Annotated in this window: 19 protein-coding genes; 8 read left to right on the forward strand and 11 right to left on the reverse strand. The window is 39.4% G+C overall.

Going from position 1 to position 19,553, the window contains the following annotated elements:
- The first annotated feature begins 1 nt into the window (after position 1).
- A complete protein-coding gene (locus tag ACYQ5K_RS06425; protein WP_207719281.1) occupies positions 2-1,849 on the forward strand; it encodes an ABC transporter ATP-binding protein in 1,848 nt (615 codons plus the stop codon).
- Between the two features lie 216 nt (positions 1,850-2,065).
- On the opposite strand, the gene ACYQ5K_RS06430 is transcribed toward ACYQ5K_RS06425, so the two are convergent.
- The 5 genes from ACYQ5K_RS06430 to ACYQ5K_RS06450 all read right to left on the reverse strand — a co-directional run bounded on the left by ACYQ5K_RS06430 (position 2,066) and on the right by ACYQ5K_RS06450 (position 6,066).
- Positions 2,066-2,260, reverse strand: coding sequence for a hypothetical protein (locus ACYQ5K_RS06430; RefSeq protein WP_173698967.1), 195 nt, complete (start codon positions 2,258-2,260; stop codon positions 2,066-2,068).
- Between the two features lie 205 nt (positions 2,261-2,465).
- Entirely contained in the window at positions 2,466-3,143 is a 678-nt protein-coding gene (locus tag ACYQ5K_RS06435; protein ID WP_459777384.1) for a hypothetical protein, read from the reverse strand.
- Between the two features lie 4 nt (positions 3,144-3,147).
- Positions 3,148-3,924 carry a carbohydrate ABC transporter permease gene (locus tag ACYQ5K_RS06440; protein ID WP_022220100.1) on the reverse strand — a complete coding sequence of 259 codons (777 nt, stop codon included), beginning with the start codon at positions 3,922-3,924 and terminating at the stop codon, positions 3,148-3,150.
- Positions 3,917-4,774 (reverse strand): carbohydrate ABC transporter permease, encoded by an 858-nt coding sequence (locus tag ACYQ5K_RS06445; protein WP_195231165.1) that lies wholly within the window; start codon positions 4,772-4,774, stop codon positions 3,917-3,919. The genes ACYQ5K_RS06440 and ACYQ5K_RS06445 overlap by 8 nt, the downstream gene beginning before the upstream one ends.
- A 26-nt stretch (positions 4,775-4,800) precedes the next feature.
- Positions 4,801-6,066 (reverse strand): type 2 periplasmic-binding domain-containing protein, encoded by a 1,266-nt coding sequence (locus ACYQ5K_RS06450; protein ID WP_459777385.1) that lies wholly within the window; start codon positions 6,064-6,066, stop codon positions 4,801-4,803.
- Between the two features lie 603 nt (positions 6,067-6,669).
- On the opposite strand from ACYQ5K_RS06450, the gene ACYQ5K_RS06455 reads away from it, so the two are divergent.
- The gene (locus tag ACYQ5K_RS06455) at positions 6,670-6,900 is read left to right on the forward strand and encodes a hypothetical protein (protein WP_243259225.1); all 231 of its coding nucleotides are present in this window, start codon (positions 6,670-6,672) and stop codon (positions 6,898-6,900) included.
- Positions 6,901-7,276: 376 nt separating this feature from the next.
- Positions 7,277-7,747 carry a hypothetical protein gene (locus ACYQ5K_RS06460; protein ID WP_173687683.1) on the forward strand — a complete coding sequence of 157 codons (471 nt, stop codon included), beginning with the start codon at positions 7,277-7,279 and terminating at the stop codon, positions 7,745-7,747.
- A 70-nt stretch (positions 7,748-7,817) separates the two neighbouring features.
- Here the strand turns inward: ACYQ5K_RS06460 and ACYQ5K_RS06465 are convergent, their stop codons facing one another.
- The gene (locus ACYQ5K_RS06465) at positions 7,818-8,375 is read right to left on the reverse strand and encodes a flavin reductase family protein (protein ID WP_459777386.1); all 558 of its coding nucleotides are present in this window, start codon (positions 8,373-8,375) and stop codon (positions 7,818-7,820) included.
- Positions 8,376-8,508: 133 nt separating this feature from the next.
- On the opposite strand from ACYQ5K_RS06465, the gene ACYQ5K_RS06470 reads away from it, so the two are divergent.
- Positions 8,509-9,726 carry a hypothetical protein gene (locus ACYQ5K_RS06470; protein ID WP_195231159.1) on the forward strand — a complete coding sequence of 406 codons (1,218 nt, stop codon included), beginning with the start codon at positions 8,509-8,511 and terminating at the stop codon, positions 9,724-9,726.
- Positions 9,727-9,773: 47 nt separating this feature from the next.
- Positions 9,774-10,409: a DUF5052 family protein gene (locus tag ACYQ5K_RS06475; RefSeq protein WP_173687680.1), complete on the forward strand. Its 636-nt coding sequence runs from the start codon at positions 9,774-9,776 to the stop codon at positions 10,407-10,409.
- Between the two features lie 453 nt (positions 10,410-10,862).
- On the opposite strand, the gene ACYQ5K_RS06480 is transcribed toward ACYQ5K_RS06475, so the two are convergent.
- The 3 genes from ACYQ5K_RS06480 to ACYQ5K_RS06490 are packed head-to-tail and all read right to left on the reverse strand — an operon-like array spanning position 10,863 to position 12,843.
- Positions 10,863-11,510, reverse strand: a complete 648-nt coding sequence (locus tag ACYQ5K_RS06480; protein WP_173687679.1) for a CPBP family intramembrane glutamic endopeptidase — start codon at positions 11,508-11,510, stop codon at positions 10,863-10,865.
- 47 nt (positions 11,511-11,557) lie between these two features.
- Positions 11,558-12,052 (reverse strand): hypothetical protein, encoded by a 495-nt coding sequence (locus ACYQ5K_RS06485; RefSeq protein ID WP_459777387.1) that lies wholly within the window; start codon positions 12,050-12,052, stop codon positions 11,558-11,560.
- Positions 12,052-12,843, reverse strand: coding sequence for a DUF1295 domain-containing protein (locus ACYQ5K_RS06490; protein WP_173687677.1), 792 nt, complete (start codon positions 12,841-12,843; stop codon positions 12,052-12,054). The genes ACYQ5K_RS06485 and ACYQ5K_RS06490 overlap by 1 nt, the downstream gene beginning before the upstream one ends.
- Before the next feature lie 134 nt (positions 12,844-12,977).
- On the opposite strand from ACYQ5K_RS06490, the gene ACYQ5K_RS06495 reads away from it, so the two are divergent.
- The 3 genes from ACYQ5K_RS06495 (at position 12,978) to ACYQ5K_RS06505 (ending at position 15,525) form a co-directional block, all read left to right on the forward strand.
- Positions 12,978-13,643, forward strand: a complete 666-nt coding sequence (locus tag ACYQ5K_RS06495) for a DUF1847 domain-containing protein (RefSeq protein ID WP_173687676.1) — start codon at positions 12,978-12,980, stop codon at positions 13,641-13,643.
- Entirely contained in the window at positions 13,643-14,365 is a 723-nt protein-coding gene (locus ACYQ5K_RS06500) for an HAD family hydrolase (RefSeq protein WP_459777388.1), read from the forward strand. Before ACYQ5K_RS06495 ends, ACYQ5K_RS06500 begins: the two co-directional genes overlap by 1 nt.
- A 119-nt stretch (positions 14,366-14,484) precedes the next feature.
- Positions 14,485-15,525, forward strand: coding sequence for a D-alanine--D-alanine ligase family protein (locus ACYQ5K_RS06505; protein WP_459777389.1), 1,041 nt, complete (start codon positions 14,485-14,487; stop codon positions 15,523-15,525).
- A 492-nt stretch (positions 15,526-16,017) separates the two neighbouring features.
- Here ACYQ5K_RS06505 and ACYQ5K_RS06510 read toward each other — a convergent pair whose 3' ends face one another.
- Both ACYQ5K_RS06510 and ACYQ5K_RS06515 read right to left on the reverse strand, forming a co-directional pair.
- Positions 16,018-17,628, reverse strand: coding sequence for a CTP synthase (locus tag ACYQ5K_RS06510; protein ID WP_195231147.1), 1,611 nt, complete (start codon positions 17,626-17,628; stop codon positions 16,018-16,020).
- A 291-nt stretch (positions 17,629-17,919) separates the two neighbouring features.
- Entirely contained in the window at positions 17,920-19,398 is a 1,479-nt protein-coding gene (locus ACYQ5K_RS06515; RefSeq protein WP_173687672.1) for a DUF1846 domain-containing protein, read from the reverse strand.
- Positions 19,399-19,553: the final 155 nt, after the last annotated feature.

Genomic DNA, 19,553 nt, shown 5'->3' on the forward strand with positions numbered 1-19,553 from the left:
TATGAGTAATCAGCCAAGAAGAAGAGGACCTATGGGCGGTGGACATGGAAGAATGGGAACCGGCGAAAAGGCAAAAGACTTCAAAGGTACCATGAAGAAACTTTTTACTTACCTTAGTGAATATAAAATCGGTATTTTCTTTGTTATGATATTCGCAATCGGAAGTACAGTTTTCAATATTATCGGACCAAAGGTTCTCGGAAAAGCGACGACCGAAATCTTCAAAGGTCTGGTCGGAAAAGTATCCGGTGGCAGCGGAATTGATTTTACAAAGATTGGTAAAATTTTGTTAACTTTATTGTGTCTGTATGTGATCAGCGCATGTTTCTCCTTTATTCAGGGATATATCATGACAGGTGTATCACAGAAACTGACCTATCGCATGCGAAAAGAAATTTCTGAAAAGATCAATCGTATGCCGATGAATTATTTTGATACGACTACACACGGTGAGGTACTTTCCAGAGTAACCAATGACGTGGATACTCTGAGCCAGAGCCTGAACCAGAGTGCAACCCAGATGATCACATCCGTGACAACGATCATCGGTGTACTGATCATGATGCTCAGTATCAGTCCGCTGATGACTGTGATCGCACTTCTGATCCTGCCGGTATCTATGGTACTGATTTCTGTAATCGTAAAACATTCACAGAAATACTTCAAAAGCCAGCAGGAATACCTGGGACATATCAATGGTCAGGTAGAAGAAGTATATGGCGGACATAATATTGTCAAAGCATTCAATAAAGAAGAAGATGTGATCCGCGAATTTGATGAGACCAATGATATCCTGTTCCGTTCCGCATGGAAATCACAGTTCCTTTCCGGAATGATGATGCCGATCATGCAGTTTGTCGGAAACCTTGGATATGTAGGAGTTTCTATCTTAGGTGGTTACCTTGCAATCAAACAGACCATCGAAGTTGGAGATATCCAGTCCTTCATCCAGTATGTAAGATCCTTCACACAGCCGATCCAGCAGGTTGCACAGGTAGCAAATATGCTCCAGTCAACAGCTGCTGCATCTGAGAGGGTATTTGAATTCCTGGACGAAAAAGAAGAAGACCAGTTTGCTGAAAATCCAGTATCTGTAGAAGGCTTACAGGGAAATGTAGAATTTGAACACGTACACTTCGGATACAATCCGGAGCATATCATCATCAATGATTTCTCTGCAAAAGTAAAAGAAGGACAGAAGATCGCCATCGTAGGACCGACCGGAGCCGGAAAGACAACCATGATCAAACTGCTGATGCGTTTTTATGATGTCAACAGCGGGGCAATCAAGATCGATGGACACAATATCAAAGACTTCAACCGGAGTGAACTCAGACAGATGTTCGGAATGGTACTTCAGGATACCTGGCTGTTCAGCGGAAGCATCGAAGATAACATCAAATACGGAAAACTCGATGCCACCCACGAAGAAGTCGTAGCCGCAGCCAAAGCTGCCCACGTACACCGTTTCGTCCAGACTCTTCCAAGCGGATACAACATGATCCTCAACGAAGAAGCCAGCAACGTATCCCAGGGCCAGAAACAGCTTCTCACGATCGCCAGAGCCATCCTCGCCGATCCAAAGATCCTGATCCTCGACGAAGCCACCAGCTCCGTAGACACCCGCACCGAAGTCCAGATCCAGAAAGCCATGGATAACCTCATGAAAGGCAGAACCAGCTTCGTAATCGCCCACAGACTATCAACCATACGAGACGCAGATCTCATCCTGGTAATGAAAGACGGCGACATCATCGAACAAGGAAACCACGAAGAACTCCTGGCAAAAAATGGATTCTACGCAGAGCTGTATAACTCGCAATTTGAAAACGCTACAAGCTGTGCATAAAGAGAGAAAGAGGCAGAAATCATGCTCGCATGAATTTCTGCCTCTTTCTCTCTTTATATAGAGCGCCAGCTCTCATCAGGAATCTATTATGCCATTAAAATGGCATAATAGATTCCTGATGGCACAGCGTCCAAAGTAAATCATTCAACCCACAAACTAATCAAATCCAGCGGAAAAGGAGCTCCCGCTCCAAATTCCGCGTCCGACATAAATTCCCTAAATCCCATACACCACCCATCCCAGCGGAAAAGGAGCCCCCGCTCCGCCTTCCGCGTCCCACATAAAACTTCCCATATCCCAGTCAATTTCTCCCCCTCCCTCACATAAAAACAATTCCTCCTCCATTCCTTTAAAATTCACAACTAGCATGTTATAATCTAAAAAAGCAGGAATAATACAAGCTCTTTTCAAAAGAGCATCCCCCATAGACATTCATTCAGAAAGCGAGGAACCCCTTCATGCCAAAAGTAATCAGCATCGGAAAACAAAAGATTCATCATTATGGTTTTGCATTTGAAGGAAAAAAAGTATTGATAGGATAAAAAGAAGAAAGTCAAACTGCTATTGCGATTTAAAACTTTTTCATATAGCAGTTTGACTTTATCCGTTTTATAGATTAATGTAAATAAAATCCCAGATCCAATATACATTCCGGAGGCAGATATTCTCGCGGAATATTCACAAGTGCAGTAATTTTCCATAAGATACCAAATCCAATCAGAATGAGTAGCATTCCTCTGACACATTTTCTATAATCTCCGGCAGGAAACTTATACAAATCTTTAATTCCAAAAGCAAAGATAAAAATTAAAATCAGGACGGTTATTCCAAACAAAAAGAAAAAAGATTTTTGCTTTTCTAAAATACGTCTGTTTTCACCAGACTGTTTTTTATGTTCACCTTCCTGATCGATGGTGACTTCATCTCCATCTTTTAATGGATATGTAGACCATTTTATGATCTGCAAAAGTTGTCCTTTTTCATCTTTTTCTTCCGGAAGAAGAATACTATCTTCGGTTATGGAAAGAGGATCGACAGCCTTTGAAAAGGCGAGAAATTTTGTTCCGAATACTCCTTCTTGCTCTGCCAGATAAAAAATCATATTTGTATCGGTATTATAGCAACTTTTGGGAATACGGATGGTAGAATTAAGCTTTTCTTCTTCTGTCTGACTGATCGTTGCAATCTCTACAGGTATCTGCATCCATTTTTCTATACGGATGGATAAAATAGTACAGATCATTAAAGAAATCAGGATCATACATCCGGCATTCCAGGTTTTCTTTTTCATCATTTTATCAACTCCATAAAATATCTTTTAGTCCATCCGTCAATTCTGTATTGTAATATAAAAAGAAAAATGTCACTGGAAGTAAACATAGTAGACCACAGACGGATTGAATTCCAACAGCATTTTGATTGAGTGATGCGAGAAAAACAGAAAGGGGATAGTCGGTTTCTTTTTCGAGAAAAAGGATAGGCTGTTCAACCATATTCCAGCTTTCTGTAAATACTAATATAAATAATGTGATAACGGCAGGTTTTGAATTTGGAACTATAATGTAGCGAATCATTTGTAGCTGATTTACGCCATCCATTCTTGCGGCATCAAGTGTAGAATCTGGGATTGCCTGGAAAACGAAAGTAAGCCATACAGTTCCAAAAGGTGAAAATATTGCAGGGATTATCAAAGCTTTCCAACTGTTTAAAAGTTTTAGTTTTTCTAATAAAATATAATTCGGCAGCAGTGTTACCTGAATCGGTAAAATCATAAATAGTGCAAATAGTATAAACCAGAATTTTTTCAGAGGAAAAGAATATTTTGCAAATGCTGTTCCTGACATACAGGAAAAAAGGGTTTGTCCTGCCGCAATCATCAGACACATGGCAAGGCTTCTCCAAAATTTTATCAGATAATCAGGTTTTGCCAGAAAAACTTTATAATAATTCATCAGAGAAAATCCGGTATCTGAATGAAAAACTGAAAATACAATCAGATAGATAATTGGAAATAAAAAAATAAAGGCTATGATCGAAAAAACAAAGAGCCGGGTGTACTGTTTGTACTTATGCATCGGCAGTCCTCCTCTTTAGAAAATAGTATATCATATAGATAAGACCACTTAGAAAAAGAATAAATACGGTAATAATAGTTGCACTGGCGGAAACCTTTTGGTAATTCAGATTTTGTAAATTATTATTCATAAAATGTTGTAAAAAATAAATACTGTTGTCTGGATGAGTTCCGCCAAGTAAAAAGGCTTCTCTGTAGCATTTAAACGCATTCATTATGGAGAGTATTAATGTAAAAAGGATAATCGGAAACAATATAGGACAGGTAATATAATAAAAGCTCTGCCATTTTCCGGCTCCGTGAAGACTGGCATATTCATAATATTCTTTCGGAATCATCTGAAGTCTGGAAGAATAAATGAAAATATAATATCCAACAAATTTCCAGAAATATAAAATACAGATGATCCAAAAAGCGCTTGATGTATGAAGCCAGTCTTTTTCAGGAAGATAAAAAAAGTTTAGTATCAGATTCAAAAAACCATTATTTTTGAAAAAAAACTGGATGACTAAAACTATAGATGCGATTGGCATGATGATTGGATAAAGAAAAGAGAGTCGGAAAATTTTCTGACCTTTCGTAATCTGTTGTAAAATTACAGAAATACAGAGAGCTGTCCCTAAAGTAACTGGTATTGTAACAAGCATATATTTACAAGTGTTTTTTACTGCCAGTAAAAACATTGTATTTTTAAATAGTTCTTTATAATTATCAAGACCTACAAATTCGCGTTTTCCGATACCAAAAGAAACAGAATACCACAAAACAATCAAAAATGGGATCAGATAAAAGAAAAGAAATCCTGATATTGCAGGGAAAGCCAGTAAGAATCCCTTCTTCTTTTTTTTCATTGCATCACGCTCGCTTTCACTTAAAACTATTCTGTCACCTGTGTATGATAATCATTCCATGCTTTGTCTGCTAAAGCCGAAAGCTTATCTTGCCATATCTTTTTAAAATCAGTTTGCGGACCATATAATAAACTACTATTTTCTATAATCTCTTCATAAATAAAATGTTCAACTTCTGTCGGAAAATATGCTCCTTCTAAGGACTGAAATGCTTTTATAGCTAAATCCTGTTTTGACTGATCTAAGAAGGACAGTTTTGTACGGATGGCAGATACTTGTACCGGATAATCTGTTCCAAGGACACCATTTGCGCTTAGTGACATTCCATTAGTGCTAGTTGATTCCTGAATTACGTTATTTAAAAAATACATTAAGAAGTGATAAGCTTCTTCTTTATAATCAGATGCCATACTTACAGCACCAAAGCAACGAATGGCAGCCATTTTTTTTCCCTGAATATCAGGGATTATGTCTATTTGCGTTGTGTGTTCGTTTATGTCATCCAAAGATGAGATTAAAATATGCGAAGAGCTAGTATCAGTATTATTTGTCTTTTCATTTTCTAAATAATCTTGTTTAAATAATAAGTATTCTAATGCGAAATTACTCCACTTTTCCTTATCAAAGAAAATCTGACCGGAATTGTAATCCGCAGCAGGTTGAAACCAGTTACCACTGATATTATCTAATTCGAATAGTGCATTTTTCAGAGCGTGGCCAGAAGAACTTTTTATATTTGAAATCCAATCTTCTAAGGTATCATTTTCCTGTGTATAATCAAGTACAGTATCGGAGATTAACATATTATAGTGGCAGGAAAGAGGAAGAATATATTGTCTTTCCTGATATTGACCGGGGAGAAGAAAAGACGGATTATAGTTTTCCTTTTGCCAATAAGAATCTTTTTTCATATATTTATCCAATGAGGCGAATACACCACTTTGCATTGCCTTATAAGGATTTTCAAAAAGAGGTTCGTTCATCTGCGCAGCTCCATCGGTGGAACAGTTAACAAGATATAAGTCAGGACCTTTTCCAGACATGATCTGTGTACGGAGTTTCTGAATTTCTGCAGATCTTTTATCAGGATCAGGAGATAATATTTTAATTTCAAATTCCAGAGAGTTATTTTTGGATGTGGCATATTTTACAGCATCAAGAACCTGTTCCTTAAAAGCAGGTTCTATAACAATAGAGAGTGTTTTGGAGACATCTTTATTTAGCTTTGTACATCCGGATAATCCAATTGAAAGGATGAGGAGTGGAAGAAGAGCAAGCCGTTTAGGTTTCATAGTATCACGCCTTCGCTGTATTCGAATAAAAATATGTGTATAAATATATTTGTTATTCCAGAGAGTATTTATATATTAGTTATAACCATGGCAACTTACAAAACGTGTTTGTGTTGAAGTTGTTGGAGGGTATGCGAGTCCGCATCTAGTACACTTAACTACAGTTGTAACGGTTCGCTGTTCCATTTTATCTGTACCATATGTATAGCCGTGAGAACAAGCTTTTTGATAAGAAGTCCATGTTCCATAAGTTGTACTTGGTAACATATTTCCAGAACAACCTGGACAAATTGTACCTCTAGCTCCTGATGCAGCACTTACAGGTGTAGCATAAAGACTTAAGAGTATTATCAATGAACATATTATTGTACTAATTTTTTTTGCTTTAATGGTCATAAAGTATTCTTTTTTCTACTACAATATATTTAGTTAGTAAAATTTAAAATTGAACATTGGTATGATCCCTCCTTAAAAATTACAAAGTATAATTGATTGAATTTAAATGATGTATATGTCTTAGTATCTGAATTTTAACACAAAAATAAAACGATGTCAAAAAAATACAAGTTATCCTTAAGAAGATGTACAAAGGAGGAAAAGAAGATGCAGATTCAGCACATTTTATTTGATCTTGATGGAACGCTGCTTCCAATGAACCAGGAAGAATTTGTTACTTTTTATATGCCACTTTTGGCGAAAAAATATTTATCGGAAGGAATTCAGTTTGATCCCAAAGCATTCATTGCTTCCATATGGAAGGGCTATGAAGCAATGGTTAAAAATGATGGCAGCTGTACAAATAGAGAAGCATTATACGCCGAATTTGTTGATTAGTTTATGATTTCTGTAATTTTCAATCAACCAGATAGACCGAATTTGTTGATCTGTTTTTAATTTCTGAAATTCTAAATCAACTATATCTGCATATTTCGTTGATTAGCTTTGAATTTTACAATATCTAAGTCAATAATAGTTCCTTATTTCGTTGATTCATTTTAAATTTTGCATATTTCAAATCAACAATAGTTATTTATTTCATTGATTTATTTTCGACTTTTGAGTTTTTCAATCATTTTTCTTCAATATAACGCATGTAAAAATGTGTATCAATGAAGAAAAAAATAAATATGAAAAACTGAAAAAATTATTGCCATCAATAAAAATCATATATATGATATTTATAAAGAACAAGCAAAGGAGGTTTAAAATAATGCCTATGAAAAAAAGATTATCCAGTTCCATTGGTGCGATTATAGTCCTCTGTGCGATCATTATAATATCGCTACAAAAATATCAGCCAGATCAGGAAATCATTACAACATTCATGCATGAATGGCTAAATGACGATTCCAAGGCAGAAACAGAATATAAAAGAATTCTGGAAACCGGAAGTGACAATCAGGCGTTATCTCAGCCTTTGCAAAAATATTTCATAACAGAAGAGTCATTCCAGTCTTTTCTAAAGACATTTTATTATTTACCAGTGAAAATTCTGCAACAATACGATTCCTATAATTTAACAGAACTTAACGTAACAAAGGAATCCAACGGATACTTAGTAAAGGTAGATTTAGAACTGATAAAAGAAGAAAAATCAAAGAATCATTCCATCACAATAAAAATCCAAATGGATCATAAAAAGTTTACCTATTTTACCATAACAGAAGGAAAAGAAATTTAACATAAAATATCCTGCTCATTCCGATATAAGTGATATCAGAATTGAGCAGGATATTTTCATCCACACACTATTATTTTAACGCATTCCCATCACTAAATGCATTTCCAACCTTCTCACCCATCACATAATACTCATTACGCACTGGCTCATAAGCAATCGGTTTAAGCTTTGCAACATCAATGTTTCCATTCTCATCCAGAATCTTCTCATCCGCATTGATATTAACGATTTCCCCGATCACATTTCCTTCTTCGGTAAATCTGACAAATTTACATTCCAGAACCAACGGAAGCTCATTGATAACCGGAGCATCCACAAATTCACTTTTAACAGTTGTAAATCCGGCGCGTTCCATTTTGTCCGGAGTATTATTTCCAGATGCGATTCCAACATAATCGCAGGCTGCTACATGATCCGCATCCCCGAAGCTGACCGTAAATTCATTTTTCAGCTGAATATTCTTAGTGGTCTTGTGCCCGTGATTCAGACAAAGTTCAATCTTATTTGCATCATAAAGTCCGCCCCATGCGGCATTCATGGCATCAGCCTTTCCATTTTCATCGTAGGTTGCAATAATCAGTACCGGAAGCGGATAAAACCACGGTTTCACACCAAAATTTTTTCTCATATCGATCATTCCTCCATTTCTTGTAATAGATCGTCTCTGCTTTCTATTATATAAAACAGGCAGTTGAAAGACAAGGTTCAAATAAGCTATAATATCCTAAACAATCATTTTACAAAAGCAGAGAGGAAATAAAATGCAGCTTGCAACAGCAATGAATTTAAGAAAAGCAATGGATGAGGAAGCCAAAAGAGAACGATTTGCTTCCTGGTACAGTACACTGCCTGGAATCCCGGCGCACGAAAAAGAAATCATAGAAAGGTCTTTAAAATACAACGTATGGAAAGAACTCATAAAACTAATTGTCGTTTATATGATCCTTTCACTGGTATGGTTTTTCGGAGTCGGGCAGTATGATCCATTTGAAAGTGTAACAGGCTATAAACTCATAGGGAAAAAAGGTGTCACTGCGGTTGTACAGGAGGATGGCGAGTCGCTGCGCCTGAAAGATCCGAATAAAGGCGAGCATGTGAGTTATACACTTGCAGAACTTGGGTTGGATCCGGTTAAGTATTCTTACGGCAGCCGGTTCCAGACATACTGGGAAAAAGAAGAGAATGGGAAATATCAGTTACTTGCGGTATTGCCGGAGAAGCAGGTATCGAAAATAGAAGGTCTTTATTATGGCGTAATGGGAGTCGGATATTTTGCGATCCTGATCGGTAGTCTTTGTGCATTTTTTATGCGAAGGAAAAAATACACAGGATGGTTTTTGCCGTTCTACTACAGGCTGGAAAAGTTTTATTCCGAATATGGTGTCTGGCAGAAATATAGTGTGGAAAGAGGCTATGACACAGTCGATGCGGTGATTGCCTACGGAAATGAAAATCCTGCATATTTTGTAAAAGAATTTTCGAACGTGCATCTTACAAAAGAGGAAGAAAAGAAAAAGAGATCAAAGCTTGTTATGGTCTGGCTGACATCGATTGCGGTCATGGCAGGGATCATACTTGTCATTTCCCTGCATGTGAGTATTACGTCAGAAATCGAACGAAGGCAAAATGAGGCAAGGACGGCAGCTGTTTTAGAGAATCTGCAGGATGCGATTGAGGAAAAAACGACAGGTCTTGGTGATGAATCAGAATATTACAATTATGCGGATATGATCGACCGGGCGAAAGATACATTTCCAGAAGAGGATGTTTACTACAAGCTTCAGACAACGGAAGATTATGTTACGATAATTGTAACAACTAAGAAGAAACAAAATGTCTGCTTTGACCGGTATGTGCCGGTTCAGGGATCCATTGGTGATGCAGATGCAGAGTATAAGCTTGAGATCGCTATGGTATCGGATGCAATGCAGCCGGACGATATTTTACATAATTATACAGGGATACTTTCTGTAAAATAAGAGAGTAGCAAAAATATGATTCAGCAAAAGGACAAAGGAGAAAATTTATGAAAAAGAAAAAATTTACAATGGTAGCAGCATGCGCAGTCATGACTATAGCACTTGCGGGATGCAGTATGCTCAGCTCCAAATTAAATGACATTACAGGAAAATTAGTGGGTAATTCGTACACGATCACGACCTATGATAATTATGGCAATCGTGTGATGACAACCACAGGAGACAAGATCAATGTGCAGGGAAATGCCGTGGAAACTTCAAGCTATGATTCGGACGGAAACGTAATTACCGGCTATGAGCTTTCTTCGGTTATCACAATTACGATTGATGGAAAGGAAATCGAGAGCTGTGGCGATACCTGTATTTTTGCGCAGGACGCGTTGAAAGCGGATGTGGATTTTACGCAGGAGGATATTGAAAGCAATGCAAGCGGTAAGATTACGGATAATACGGCAATTGCCGGTGTCTTAAATAAATATAAGAATATGTTTGGAAAAGCCAGAGTGGTTGTTATCAAATCCCAACTGGGACAGCCGATTGTAGCGTATAGTGGAGAAGATGTGTACTGGGAAATCCCGGATGATCTGCCGAAGTTTACGAAGCTGATGATTGATGGGAAAGCGCTGTACATACACCGGGCGAATTTCCAGATCATTGATAAGAGTTTGTTAGAGTCCAACTGATAAATTTACTGCATCAAAGTTTTAGAGCTGATATAATCAAAACATGGGTGCTACCATAACAGTAGGCGGTTAGTCCTTCTTCAGAGGGTGCAGAGTGCTAGTGGCACTCGTTTTGCAACGACCGAAGTAGAACGGAGACCTGTGACCCTCTGATTACATAGAAACCTTGATAAGGAATCTGCTGGAAAGGAGGGCTAAGCCAATGAGTATTTTGGATTTTATTGCAGTTGTGAGTTTTGGAATCACCTGCTTTTGTGCCGGATACACATTCGGCAAAGATAATAATAAGACACAAAAATAACCGCCCAAGCTTGCCAACTGAACGGTTATTTTTAATCAATTAGTATAAGGGCTAACCGTCTATCGGTAGCACTCTTTTTCTATAGTCATATTATCATGTGTCTGTTGAAATGTCAAATTTCTTACTTTAAATTGAGGTTAAAACCTTATATTTTAATAGAGAGACACATTCCAAAGAAAATGAGTAACTGTAAGTGAGAGAATGCTAAATTTATCAGGGAAAAAAGTTCTTAAAGAACAATATAAAATGGAAATAATACATGTATTAATAACCTGTGTAAAAGAATAAGTAACAGGAAAATGCATCAATCCAAAGAAAACAGAAGTAATAATAATAGCAAAGAAATTAGTTGATTTCTTTGATAAAAAAGTCAAAACAAATCCACGCCAAAGAATTTCTTCGGTCAGTACATTTAAAAGCATATTCAATATGTAAAAAAAGTTATCTATGTTTATTAGGTCAAATTTAGTAATTATATTACCGAGTGCTTCAGAAAAAGGTGGTGGGGATAAGAAAGTAAAACGGAAAAAGATTCCCATAAATACATAAAGAATGATTCCACAAAATAATTGAATTATTGGTTTATGTAAATGAAATCCGTATTCTTCAAGAGACTCATTATAGACAGAAATATAAATCATAATTGCAATTGACGGAATAATCGTAATCAATAAAAAGAGCATTTCTGAAATAAGACCATTCAAATATACATAGATAATTCTTTGCAATAAAAACGCACCTAAAAGAGTATAAATTGGGAGAGCTAAGAAAAATATCCATTGTTTTATTGTGCGTGTCATTATAATACCCCCCTCATATTTTTTATATCATAAAACTTGAGTTTTATTTACCAGATAACCGCAATCACCCCAGCCAGAAAACACCCCTGTGCTACCGCATTCGTGATCTGCTCGATCCAGTTATTCTTCGCCTTCGTCCCATCCAGCTTTACTGCAAACACGCTCATACAGATCATCCCAATAACTGTAATCGCAAAAAACACTACCGCAGGAAACGAAAAAATTTCATTCCTAAGAACTGAAAAATCAATCACATGCCGTCCAATAATCAGCCCGGCGATCATTCCAACAAATCCGGAAGGCATCAGAACCCGCATCTGCCGGTTCAGGATCTGGAAATCTTTCCCGGATCCGGCAAGCAGGATTTTCCAGAGAACCTTTCCGCATCCGGCAAGCGAGCAGAGCATGGCTCCGATAAAGAAGATCACATTTCGGAAACGAAATCCGATCAGTAGGATCGCAATGCTGAAAAAGAGCACCGGAAGGGCATCAAAAAGCGCGAGTGAAAGTGTAAAATTGTCATATTTTTTCTTTTCCATCATTATCCCACCAGCCATTTATATTTTGCAACACTGTAAAGCGGTACGAACGGAATCAGGATCGGTGTACTTTTCACATACTTCTGATATTCCGGATCGTTGCCGTAATTCTTGTTCTGTCTGAGTTCCAGACGTCTTGCTCCGCCGAACATAATATAGATAATCCCAAGCCATCCGATTAGGGCAGCAGTCCACTGCAAAGTGTCGTGCAGAGCAGTGGTACCGGATACAAAGACACCGGTCCATGTGATGACTTCGCCAAGGTAATTCGGGCAGCGTACAAAACGGAAAAGTCCTACATTACAGAAAGCGTGTGGATGCTCTTTTTTGAAATTATTTTTGGTGAAATCAGAAAATGATTCCAGAAGAATCCCAATTGCCATGATCAGTGATCCAAGGGAAGTGACCAGATCAGAGCCGGCATGATTTTCCAGGCGGAAGAAGACAGGGGCAGTCTCGCAGCAGTAAAGCAGTGCGCAGCTTACCCAGACCAGTACCTTTAAAAAGAAATTCATGTCAGAACCGTCTTTGATATCATTTTTCATCGTACTCTGGTAGGAAGTACTTTTCTGTTCCCGGATCAGCAGATATCCACCAAGTCTGCATCCATACACGATGAAAAGCAGTGCCATTACCAAAGTCGGGATGGTCAGTTCTCTCCAGAATAGTACGATCAGTCCTGCGCCAATCCCGGCAATGGAGAACCCGTATCCAAGCGAGATGAACCAGACAAATTTTTTAAACCCGATCGAGCTGATAACCAGTGCAATAATCAGTAAAATAAGAAACTTCATAGGTATGCCTCTTTTCTATAGAATTAGTATAATGATAGCACTTTTGTGGAAACAGGTAAAGCAGAGTTATTTCATCTTGCATTTCCCAAAAATACCAGTTATCCTTATCTGTATATCAGGAGGAGGCAGAAAAAATGGAAGAAACGAAAAAGTTGTCATGTATAGACTGTAATGTCAAGAAATGCAATGCAAAGCAGAATATAGAGAATCATAAACCATATCCCGGATTTTGCGTGTCAAATAATATGGATTCCCAAGACCGGCAGCAGGCACTGGATACTTACATGGGAGATGAAAAGGATCTGAAGATCATGCGTGCAAGTGCTGAGATCGAGCACGATTTTTACTGTCAGGCAACCCGGGTGGAGGAGACGATCCGTTGGGCGAAAAAGCTTGGTGCAAAGAAGATCGGAATCGCAAGCTGTGTGGGACTTTTAAAAGAAAGTCATCTGCTTGCAGGACTTCTGCGAGAGTATGGATTTGAAGTGTACGGCGTGGGATGTAAGATCGGGGAAGTTCCGAAGACGGAGGTTGGTATTCCGGAGCGGTGCGAAGAAGTTGGCGTACACATGTGTAACCCGATTCTGCAGGCGCAGGTGCTGAACAAAGAAAAGACAGATATTAATATCGTGATGGGACTTTGTGTTGGCCATGACAGTCTCTTTTATAAGTATGCCGAGGCGCCAAGTACGACGTTGGTTGTAAAGGACCGTGTGCTTGGAAATAATCCGGTGGCTGCTTTGTATACGCTGGACTCTTATTACAAAAAGTTACATCATCTGAATCTGGAGGAAGAATAATGCACATTCGACATATTTTATTTGATCTTGACGGAACGCTGCTTCCGATGAACCAGGACGAATTTGTTACCTTTTATATGCCGCTTCTGGCAAAAAAATATATATCCGAGGGGATTTCCTTTGATCCGAAAGCATTTATTGCATCCGTGTGGAAGGGCTATGGAGCAATGGTGAATAATGACGGAAGTTGTACCAACCGGGAAGCATTCTGGCAGTATATGGACGAACTGCTTCCAACGGATTCTGAGAATTCCGAACGGATTGCCCTTGATTTCTATGCAAATGAATTTAACCAGGCAATTGCGGTGACGCAGCCAAACAGTCTGTCGGACAAGGTTGTGAAAAAGGCAAAGGAAAAAGGAATCCGCACCTACCTTGCAACCAATCCGGTATTTCCAAAGGTGGCAACGGTGAACCGGATCAAATGGGCGGGACTGGATGCAGAAGATTTTGAACTGATCACGACTTACGAAGACAATTGCTACTGCAAGCCAAATACAGATTATTACCGGACAATTCTCGAACGCTTTCAGCTTGCACCGGAAGAATGTCTGATGGTGGGAAATGATGTGGAAGAGGATCTTGCAATCCGGAAACTGGGTGTAAAGACTTTTCTTGTGACGGATACGATGGAAAATAAAAAGAACCTTCCAATCGAAAGTGATTACCAAGGATCGATGAAAGAGTTGCTTGCATTTGTGGAAAGCCTGGAAAATGCTTAAAAAATTATTGAAATTCCAATCTTTTATTGTAAATGCAAGGCGGACGTGGTAAATTATTCTAAGTAGTATCCGGCGGAAACCGGAGAAGAGTATATAATAAGAAACAGAGGGAAACTGATATGAAGAAAAAGTTACTTGTTGTTTGTGGTGGACAGTCCAGTGAGCATTCAATTTCACGAATTTCCTGTAATTCAGTGATGAAGCATCTGGATAAAGATAAATATGAGATTACACTTGTCGGCATTGCAAAAGATGGGAAATGGTACATCTTAAAGCAGGAAGATAATGACCTGTCAAAAGATACCTGGCTTGACGGAGCAGAAGCGGTAGAAGATGTATTCGGTCTTTTGAGAAGCCAGGACATAGCGTTCCCGGTACTTCACGGACTTTATGGAGAAGACGGAACGATCCAGGGATTATTTGAACTGGTACAGCTTCCGTATGTAGGATGCCGTGTATTTGCATCCAGTGCATGTATGGATAAGATTTTTGCAAAGAAAGTATTTGAAAGTGCAGGAATCCCACAGGTCAGATCTGTGTATGTAAAGAAGCGAAATGATGGAAAACTGGTTGTAGTTGAAAAGAACATGGAGGAGACAGAAGAAGTAGAAGCTTCCATTATGAAAGAACTCGGAATGCCATGCTTCATCAAGGCAAGCCGTTCAGGATCCAGCGTGGGATGTTACCGCTGTGATAAACAGGAGGAGCTAATCGCAAAGCTGGAAGAAGCTGCAAAGTATGATACACACATCGTTGTAGAAGAATGTGTAGACTGTATCGAGCTTGAGACAGCCGTTCTTGGAAATGATGACATCATCGTATCCAGAGTCGGACAGATCATGCCACATGGAGAATTCTATACCTTTGAATCCAAATACGAAGATGCAGAAAGTAAGACCTGCATTCCGGCAAAAGTAGATGAAGAGATTCAGGAACAGATCCGTAAGTATGCAGTACGTGCATTTAAGGCAATCGATGGACACGGGCTGAGCCGTGTAGATTTCTTCCTGGATAAGAAGACCAATCACATTTACCTGAATGAGATCAATACCCTTCCGGGATTTACAAGTATCTCCATGTATCCGCAGTTAATGGAAGATTATGGATATAGTTATTCTGAACTGCTGGATAAGCTGATTGAGATCGCTGATGAGAACTAATTACAGATAATAGAAGAATGTTTTGCTGCCGCCGTAACTGGCGGCAGTTTTTTATTGTGCAGAAACATAAAAAGACTGTAAATACAAAAAAATACTTGAAGAAAACTGAAAATAATATATAATTAAAGTAATACAAATGGATGGTGGAAGGAGGTAATCCTGGTATGAAAAGAAGAAATATTATATTATTGATTTCGATTCCGTTAGGCATTATGTTAATTGTATATTATGGCTATACCGCATTAGATACCTGGATCCAGTTTCAAATTATAACAGGAAATGGTATTTTGGTAGCAAATAATGAATGGATATTTTCCATTCAAAACACATTTCTTTTCATATTGAAATGGTTTGGACCGATCTTATCAATCATATGTATATACGGAATTCTAAAATTGTTAAAAAAGAATGAATAAAGAAAAACTCCAGAATCAATTTTATACTGCTGATTCTGGAGTTTCTTTTACTTAGAAATGATATAATTTCACTTTATTACTTCTCTTTACTATATTCCAGAGAAGCTTCCACAAATCCCTTAAACAGCGGATGTGGTTTGTTCGGGCGGGATTTGAGCTCCGGATGCGCTTGGGTTCCGATGAACCAAGGATGTTCCGGAATTTCCACCATCTCTACGATTCTGCCGTCCGGAGAAAGTCCGGATAAGAGCATACCGTTCTGGGTAAGAGCATCACGGTAGTCATTGTTGACTTCATAACGATGACGATGACGTTCGTGGATTTCTTCTTTTCCGTATAATTTATATGCCTTTGATTCTTTGTTAAGAACACAAGGATAAGAACCAAGGCGGAGGGTTCCACCGATGTCTTCAATACCGATCTGGTCAGGCATGATGTGGATGACCGGATGTGTGGTGTTTGGATTCAGTTCTACGCTGTGTGCATCATGATATCCGACAACGTCTCTTGCGAATTCTACGATGGCAAGCTGCATTCCGAGGCAGAGTCCGAGGAACGGAACCTTGTGTGTTCTTGCATATTTGATGGCTTCGATCTTACCTTCGATACCACGGTCGCCGAATCCGCCAGGTACGAGGATACCACTTACATCACCGAGAAGTTCATCGACATTTTCCGGTGTGACAGTTTCAGAGTCAACCCATTTGATATTTACGGTTGTGTGGCTGTAGATGCCGCCATGTTTTAATGCTTCAACAACACTGATATATGCGTCATGGAGCTGGATATATTTGCCGACCAGGGCGACTGTTACATCCTGTGTCGGGTGCTTCAGGCATTCGACCATCTCTTTCCAGTCTTTCAGATCCGGTTCCGGACAGTCAAGCTTCAGGCATTCGCATACAACGGAAGCGAGATGTTCTTCTTCCATGGCGAGTGGTGCTTCGTAAAGGTATTCCACGTCCAGGTTCTGAAGAACGTGATCAGATGGCACGTTACAGAAGAGGGCGATCTTGTCTTTGATTCCCTGATCCAGTGGATGCTCAGAACGGCAGACCAGAATATCCGGCTGGATTCCCATTCCCTGTAATTCTTTTACGCTTGCCTGAGTCGGTTTGGTCTTCATCTCCTGGGAAGCATGCAGATATGGGATCAGTGTGACGTGGATCAGTGCAACATTGTCATGTCCCATATCATGCTGGAACTGACGGATAGATTCCAGGAAAGGCTGGCTTTCGATGTCTCCGACGGTTCCGCCGACTTCGATGATCGCAATCTCGGTATCTGTAGCAGCAGGATTACGATAGAAACGGCTCTTGATCTCATTCGTGATATGTGGGATGACCTGTACGGTTCCTCCACCAAAATCTCCACGACGTTCTTTCTGAAGAACGGACCAGTAAATCTTTCCTGTCGTTACGTTCGAGTTCTTGGTAAGACTTTCATCGATAAATCTTTCATAATGTCCAAGGTCAAGGTCTGTCTCAGCTCCATCGTCTGTTACAAAAACTTCACCGTGCTGTACCGGATTCATAGTACCCGGGTCAATGTTGATGTACGGATCAAATTTCTGCATTGTAACTGTGTAACCGCGTGCCTTGAGCAGACGCCCAAGAGAAGCTGCTGTGATTCCTTTTCCAAGACCTGAGACAACGCCTCCGGTAACAAATACATACTTAACTGCCATAGTTCCAGTTCCCTCCTTATGGTATCCTTTTTTGTGTCTACTACTCATTGTGTTCTGTAAAAAATAAGTTAGAATGTGATTTTTATTCATCAGGAAATTCCAAAAGAACCCTCTGACGGATAAAAATAGAAAAAAACCCCATAAAAAATTTATGTGGCTCCCTCGCTACTTTGATTTCCCCTTGAAATCAATTCCCCTATAAAATACTTTAAAAGTATACACCCATTCCAGAAAAAAATACAACAATTTTTTTCGAAATGGGTGTATAAAAATCAGAAATATTTCATTTTCCTACTGATAGATCGGTTTTTTCTCATATTTTGGTTCGGATGTTACCTGGATCGATAACTTCTGGAACAGACGGATATCAACATTGGCAAGCATAACCGATACATGTGCCTGGCAGCCTTTGAGGTTCGGAACCTGTCTGAGTGCCTGTTCGGCAACCGGATTGGAAGAAGCGCTGATAGAAAGTGCGATCAGAGCTTCATCTATGTGAAGTCTTGGGTTCTTGCTTCCAAGGAATTCGGTTTTGACTTTCTGGATCGGTTCCAGGGCAGTCGGTGAGATCAGGTGCATATCATGATCGATTCCGGCGAGTTCTTTTAAGGCGTTCAGGATCAGGGCAGCAGATGCGCCAAGCAGATCAGAAGTTTTTCCTGTTACGATGCGTCCGTCCGGAAGCTCCAGAGCGGCAGCCGGTGCACCGGTTTCTTCAGCGCGTGCAAGAGCGGCATCAACAACCTTACGGTCATGTACGGTAACTCCTGCCTGATTCATCAGAAGCTCGACCTTATAAGTCTCTTCCTTCGGGCATTCACCGGAAAGGAAACGGTCCATGGTGCGGTAGTAGCGGCGAATGATCTCCTGACGGGAAGCTTCTTTACAGACTTCATCGTCACAGATGCAGTTACCAGCCATGTTAACACCCATGTCTGTTGGTGATTTGTATGGATTTTCTCCGTAAATGCGCTGAAAAATTGCACTCAGTACAGGGAAGATCTCGACGTCACGGTTGTAGTTGACGGTAGTAACACCGTAAGCTTCCAGATGGAACGGGTCGATCATATTTACATCGTTAAGGTCAGCGGTAGCTGCTTCATATGCTAAGTTGACCGGATGCTTTAACGGGATATTCCAGATTGGGAAGGTTTCGAATTTGGCATATCCTGCGCGGACTCCGCGTTTGTGCTCATGGTAGAGCTGGGAAAGGCAGGTAGCCATCTTTCCACTTCCAGGTCCCGGTGCGGTGATGACAACCAGAGGTCTGCTTGTCTCAATATATTCGTTCCTTCCGTATCCTTCGTCACTTACGATCAGCGGGATGTTGGAAGGATAACCTTCTATTACATAATGGATATAAACTTTAATGCCAAGCTTTTCCAGACGTCCTTTGAAAAGATCGGCACTGTTCTGACCGGAGTACTGTGTGATAACAACACTTCCGACAAAGAGACCATTGGCTTCAAATTCATCTTTCAGACGGAGAACGTCAGTGTCATAAGTGATCCCGAGGTCACCGCGGACTTTGTTAGCCTCAATATCGGCTGCACTGATAACGATCACAATCTCTGCGGTATCCGATAATTCTTTTAGTAAATGTAATTTGCTGTCCGGTTGAAATCCAGGAAGCACGCGGGAAGCATGATAGTCATCGAAAAGCTTTCCACCGAATTCAAGATACAGTTTGTTGTCAAACTGATTGATTCGCTCACGAATGTGAGAAGACTGCATTTGCAGGTATTTTTCATTATCAAACCCAATTTTCATAAAGTTCCATCCTTTTTGTCCATAATTTTACTTTCATAGAAGCAATCCAAACCTAGTATACTATAAAATATGACTTTTTTACAATCTTTTCATAAATTTTTCATTGATTTCTAAAAAACGCCTACTTATAATAGAGAAGACGACATTTAGGAGGT

This window comes from Allocoprococcus similis (genome assembly GCF_054660775.1).